This window comes from Neisseria sp. HMSC069H12, from assembly GCF_001812735.1.
Taxonomy (GTDB): Bacteria; Pseudomonadota; Gammaproteobacteria; order Burkholderiales; family Neisseriaceae; genus Neisseria; species Neisseria subflava.
Genome location: NZ_KV810235.1, coordinates 1 through 6,321, shown reverse-complemented (window position 1 = coordinate 6,321; position 6,321 = coordinate 1). Strand labels below are relative to the sequence as shown.

Below are 6,321 nucleotides of genomic sequence, written 5' to 3'. Positions count from 1 at the left end.
GGTGTTGACTGGTTTTGCTGGGAGGCGTATAGTTCGGTTCTTCGCTGCTGACGCGGTGAAGAAAACGAAGCAGACAGTATAACACAGTTGGTTGAAATTTTCGATAATTTTAGTTGACATTTGCTAAATGTACTGTATAATTCGATTCGCTCTTTAAAAAACAGATTACCGATAAGTGTGAGTGCATTAGGCCTCACACTGTTTGAAAGACAGACAAGATGATGTTTTAGACATTGTCCTGTCGGTTTCTTTGAAGCAGACCAGAAGTTATAAGTTAGAGATTGAACATAAGAGTTTGATCCTGGCTCAGATTGAACGCTGGCGGCATGCTTTACACATGCAAGTCGGACGGCAGCACAGAGAAGCTTGCTTCTTGGGTGGCGAGTGGCGAACGGGTGAGTAATATATCGGAACGTACCGAGTAATGGGGGATAACTAATCGAAAGATTAGCTAATACCGCATATTCTCTGAGGAGGAAAGCAGGGGACCTTCGGGCCTTGCGTTATTCGAGCGGCCGATATCTGATTAGCTAGTTGGTGGGGTAAAGGCCTACCAAGGCGACGATCAGTAGCGGGTCTGAGAGGATGATCCGCCACACTGGGACTGAGACACGGCCCAGACTCCTACGGGAGGCAGCAGTGGGGAATTTTGGACAATGGGCGCAAGCCTGATCCAGCCATGCCGCGTGTCTGAAGAAGGCCTTCGGGTTGTAAAGGACTTTTGTCAGGGAAGAAAAGGATAGGGTTAATACCCCTGTCTGATGACGGTACCTGAAGAATAAGCACCGGCTAACTACGTGCCAGCAGCCGCGGTAATACGTAGGGTGCGAGCGTTAATCGGAATTACTGGGCGTAAAGCGAGCGCAGACGGTTACTTAAGCAGGATGTGAAATCCCCGGGCTCAACCTGGGAACTGCGTTCTGAACTGGGTGACTAGAGTGTGTCAGAGGGAGGTAGAATTCCACGTGTAGCAGTGAAATGCGTAGAGATGTGGAGGAATACCGATGGCGAAGGCAGCCTCCTGGGATAACACTGACGTTCATGCTCGAAAGCGTGGGTAGCAAACAGGATTAGATACCCTGGTAGTCCACGCCCTAAACGATGTCAATTAGCTGTTGGGCAACTTGATTGCTTAGTAGCGTAGCTAACGCGTGAAATTGACCGCCTGGGGAGTACGGTCGCAAGATTAAAACTCAAAGGAATTGACGGGGACCCGCACAAGCGGTGGATGATGTGGATTAATTCGATGCAACGCGAAGAACCTTACCTGGTCTTGACATGTACGGAATCCTCCAGAGACGGAGGAGTGCCTTCGGGAGCCGTAACACAGGTGCTGCATGGCTGTCGTCAGCTCGTGTCGTGAGATGTTGGGTTAAGTCCCGCAACGAGCGCAACCCTTGTCATTAGTTGCCATCATTTAGTTGGGCACTCTAATGAGACTGCCGGTGACAAGCCGGAGGAAGGTGGGGATGACGTCAAGTCCTCATGGCCCTTATGACCAGGGCTTCACACGTCATACAATGGTCGGTACAGAGGGTAGCCAAGCCGCGAGGTGGAGCCAATCTCACAAAACCGATCGTAGTCCGGATTGCACTCTGCAACTCGAGTGCATGAAGTCGGAATCGCTAGTAATCGCAGGTCAGCATACTGCGGTGAATACGTTCCCGGGTCTTGTACACACCGCCCGTCACACCATGGGAGTGGGGGATACCAGAAGTAGGTAGGGTAACCGCAAGGAGCCCGCTTACCACGGTATGCTTCATGACTGGGGTGAAGTCGTAACAAGGTAGCCGTAGGGGAACCTGCGGCTGGATCACCTCCTTTCTAGAGAAAGAAGAGGTCTAATGCATTCACACTTATCGGTAAACTGTAAAAGATGCGGAAGAGAAAAGCTTGAGTGAAGACAAGATTCGCTTAAGAAGAGAATCCGGGTTTGTAGCTCAGCTGGTTAGAGCACACGCTTGATAAGCGTGGGGTCGGAGGTTCAAGTCCTCCCAGACCCACCAAGAACGGGGGCATAGCTCAGTTGGTAGAGCACCTGCTTTGCAAGCAGGGGGTCATCGGTTCGATCCCGTTTGCCTCCACCAAGAACTTTACAAATCAAAGGAAGCCTGCTATACTTAGCAGCTTATTTTAATTTGCGAAGTGAAATATCGACGCATCGATCTTTAACAAATTGGAAAGCCGAAATCAACAAACAAAGACAATGAGTTTGTTTTGATTTTTTGTTCTTTGCAAAGGATAAAAAATCTCTCGCAAGAGAAAAGAAAACAAACACAGTATTTGGGTGATGATTGTATCGACTTAATCCTGAAACACAAAAGGCAGGATTAAGACACAACAAAGCAGTAAGCTTTATCAAAGTGGGAATTTCAAGTTTGCTTCCCTAGTCAACGGGTAGGCAAACGAAGTCAAAGAGGTTCTTGAAATGATAGAGTCAAGTGAATAAGTGCATCAGGTGGATGCCTTGGCGATGATAGGCGACGAAGGACGTGTAAGCCTGCGAAAAGCGTGGGGGAGCTGGCAATAAAGCTATGATCCCGCGATGTCCGAATGGGGAAACCCACTGCATTCTGTGCAGTATCCTAAGTTGAATACATAGACTTAGAGAAGCGAACCCGGAGAACTGAACCATCTAAGTACCCGGAGGAAAAGAAATCAACCGAGATTCCGCAAGTAGTGGCGAGCGAACGCGGAGGAGCCTGTACGTAATAACTGTCGAGATAGAAGAACAAGCTGGGAAGCTTGACCATAGTGGGTGATAGTCCCGTATTCGAAATCTCAACAGTGGTACTAAGCGTACGAAAAGTAGGGCGGGACACGTGAAATCCTGTCTGAATATGGGGGGACCATCCTCCAAGGCTAAATACTCATCATCGACCGATAGTGAACCAGTACCGTGAGGGAAAGGCGAAAAGAACCCCGGGAGGGGAGTGAAATAGAACCTGAAACCTGATGCATACAAACAGTGGGAGCACCCTTGTGGTGTGACTGCGTACCTTTTGTATAATGGGTCAACGACTTACATTCAGTAGCGAGCTTAACCGAATAGGGGAGGCGTAGGGAAACCGAGTCTTAATAGGGCGAACAGTTGCTGGGTGTAGACCCGAAACCGAGTGATCTATCCATGGCCAGGTTGAAGGTGCCGTAACAGGTACTGGAGGACCGAACCCACGCATGTTGCAAAATGCGGGGATGAGCTGTGGATAGGGGTGAAAGGCTAAACAAACTCGGAGATAGCTGGTTCTCCCCGAAAACTATTTAGGTAGTGCCTCGAGCAAGACACTGATGGGGGTAAAGCACTGTTATGGCTAGGGGGTTATTGCAACTTACCAACCCATGGCAAACTAAGAATACCATCAAGTGGTTCCTCGGGAGACAGACAGCGGGTGCTAACGTCCGTTGTCAAGAGGGAAACAACCCAGACCGCCAGCTAAGGTCCCAAATGATAGATTAAGTGGTAAACGAAGTGGGAAGGCCCAGACAGCCAGGATGTTGGCTTAGAAGCAGCCATCATTTAAAGAAAGCGTAATAGCTCACTGGTCGAGTCGTCCTGCGCGGAAGATGTAACGGGGCTCAAATCTATAACCGAAGCTGCGGATGCCAGTTTACTGGCATGGTAGGGGAGCGTTCTGTAGGCCGATGAAGGTGCATTGTAAAGTGTGCTGGAGGTATCAGAAGTGCGAATGTTGACATGAGTAGCGATAAAGCGGGTGAAAAGCCCGCTCGCCGAAAGCCCAAGGTTTCCTACGCAACGTTCATCGGCGTAGGGTGAGTCGGCCCCTAAGGCGAGGCAGAAATGCGTAGTCGATGGGAAACAGGTTAATATTCCTGTACTTGATTCAAATGCGATGTGGGGACGGAGAAGGTTAGGTTAGCAAGCTGTTGGAATAGCTTGTTTAAGCCGGTAGGTGGAAGACTTAGGCAAATCCGGGTCTTCTTAACACCGAGAAGTGATGACGAGTGTCTACGGACATGAAGTAACCGATACCACGCTTCCAGGAAAAGCCACTAAGCTTCAGTTTGAATTGAACCGTACCGCAAACCGACACAGGTGGGCAGGATGAGAATTCTAAGGCGCTTGAGAGAACTCAGGAGAAGGAACTCGGCAAATTGATACCGTAACTTCGGGAGAAGGTATGCCCTCTAAGGTTAAGGACTTGCTCCGTAAGCCCTGGAGGGTCGCAGAGAATAGGTGGCTGCGACTGTTTATTAAAAACACAGCACTCTGCTAACACGAAAGTGGACGTATAGGGTGTGACGCCTGCCCGGTGCTGGAAGGTTAATTGAAGATGTGAGAGCATCGGATCGAAGCCCCAGTAAACGGCGGCCGTAACTATAACGGTCCTAAGGTAGCGAAATTCCTTGTCGGGTAAGTTCCGACCCGCACGAATGGCGTAACGATGGCCACACTGTCTCCTCCTGAGACTCAGCGAAGTTGAAGTGGTTGTGAAGATGCAATCTACCCGCTGCTAGACGGAAAGACCCCGTGAACCTTTACTGTAGCTTTGCATTGGACTTTGAAGTCACTTGTGTAGGATAGGTGGGAGGCTTTGAAGCAGAGACGCCAGTCTCTGTGGAGCCGTCCTTGAAATACCACCCTGGTGTCTTTGAGGTTCTAACCCAGACCCGTAATCCGGGTCGGGGACCGTGCATGGTAGGCAGTTTGACTGGGGCGGTCTCCTCCCAAAGAGTAACGGAGGAGTTCGAAGGTTACCTAGGTCCGGTCGGAAATCGGACTGATAGTGCAATGGCAAAAGGTAGCTTAACTGCGAGACCGACAAGTCGAGCAGGTGCGAAAGCAGGACATAGTGATCCGGTGGTTCTGTATGGAAGGGCCATCGCTCAACGGATAAAAGGTACTCCGGGGATAACAGGCTGATTCCGCCCAAGAGTTCATATCGACGGCGGAGTTTGGCACCTCGATGTCGGCTCATCACATCCTGGGGCTGTAGTCGGTCCCAAGGGTATGGCTGTTCGCCATTTAAAGTGGTACGTGAGCTGGGTTTAAAACGTCGTGAGACAGTTTGGTCCCTATCTGCAGTGGGCGTTGGAAGTTTGACGGGGGCTGCTCCTAGTACGAGAGGACCGGAGTGGACGAACCTCTGGTGTACCGGTTGTAACGCCAGTTGCATAGCCGGGTAGCTAAGTTCGGAAGAGATAAGCGCTGAAAGCATCTAAGCGCGAAACTCGCCTGAAGATGAGACTTCCCTTGTGGTTTAACCACACTAAAGAGTCGTTCGAGACCAGGACGTTGATAGGTGGGGTGTGGAAGCGCGGTAACGTGTGAAGCTAACCCATACTAATTGCTCGTGAGGCTTGACTCTATCATTTGAAGAACTTCAAAGATAAAAGCTTACTGACTGATTCAGTCATCACTAAATAATTGATTAAGGCTTTACCGATTTGTAACAGTTTAAGTTTGGCGGCCATAGCGAGTTGGTCCCACGCCTTCCCATCCCGAACAGGACCGTGAAACGACTCAGCGCCGATGATAGTGTGGTTCTTCCATGTGAAAGTAGGTCACCGCCAAACACCCATTCCGAAGCCCCCGACTGATGTCGGGGGCTTTTTACATGCCTGTCGGTTCTATCGGTTTGGCGATAGGTGATGGGGTAAGGGGTGCAAGAATATTGATGAACCGATACCTATTGAGTGTTCGTGCATTCTTGGTATTTGGATTATGTATGATTACCCTGTTGTTATTCTTGAACAAAAGTACTGAAAGTTACGGTTAACCGTTTGGAATATTTGAAATCAAACGATATTTGCGTTAATATGGCGTAAGCATTTATGTGGGTATGGGCTGTTGCCCTATCTGCGTATGTGACAGTGTTTACCGCTTGGAATAAAACCATTCTGTAGACTTCCTGACTGATTCAATCAAACACGTTATGGGAAAAAATCTGATGAAGAAATTTTTATTTGGTGCATTTGCCGCCGTCTGTGCGGCGTTCTCTTTGGCTGCCGTGAACATCAATACCGCGTCTTCTGCCGAACTGGAGGCCTTGCCGGGTATCGGCCCGGCTAAGGCGAAATCGATTGTGGAATACCGTCAGAAGAACGGTGCGTTCAAATCGGTGGAGGAGCTGAAAAACGTGAAGGGCATCGGTGATGCGGTGCTGAACAAGTTGAAGGCGGAGGCGACGGTTTCTTCTGCCGCGCCTAAGGCCGCCCAGCCTGCCGTGAAAAAATAAGCCTGACGGTTAACTGCCGTATACGCCGCCCCGAGGCCGAACCGTTTGCGGTTCGGGTTGACGGGCGGCTTTGTATGGGGCCGGGAATGAAGACCTGGACAAATGGAGACTTTACATTGGGTAA

1 protein-coding gene, 2 tRNA genes and 3 rRNA genes are annotated in these 6,321 nt (G+C 49.8%); all 6 read left to right on the top strand.

The window, feature by feature from the left end; genetic code table 11:
• Positions 1–283: 283 nt before the first annotated feature.
• A 16S ribosomal RNA gene (locus HMPREF2872_RS00365) occupies positions 284–1,824 on the top strand.
• A gap of 105 nt (positions 1,825–1,929) precedes the next feature.
• Positions 1,930–2,006 (top strand) — tRNA-Ile (locus HMPREF2872_RS00360).
• 5 nt (positions 2,007–2,011) lie between these two features.
• Positions 2,012–2,087, top strand: a tRNA-Ala gene (locus HMPREF2872_RS00355).
• Positions 2,088–2,435: 348 nt separating this feature from the next.
• A 23S ribosomal RNA gene (locus HMPREF2872_RS00350) occupies positions 2,436–5,327 on the top strand.
• Between the two features lie 94 nt (positions 5,328–5,421).
• Positions 5,422–5,535, top strand: a 5S ribosomal RNA gene (rrf, locus tag HMPREF2872_RS00345).
• The 16S, 23S and 5S rRNA genes sit together here with 2 tRNA genes alongside, the layout of an rRNA operon.
• A 374-nt stretch (positions 5,536–5,909) precedes the next feature.
• Positions 5,910–6,197, top strand: coding sequence for a ComEA family DNA-binding protein (locus HMPREF2872_RS00340; protein ID WP_036472233.1), 288 nt, complete (start codon positions 5,910–5,912; stop codon positions 6,195–6,197).
• The last annotated feature ends 124 nt before the right edge of the window (positions 6,198–6,321 follow it).

What these genes read in the sequence shown, in the direction of transcription:
- HMPREF2872_RS00340 (WP_036472233.1), top strand. Translation starts at nt 5,910, where the DNA reads ATGAAGAAATTTTTATTTGGTGCATTTGCCGCCGTCTGTGCGGCGTTC.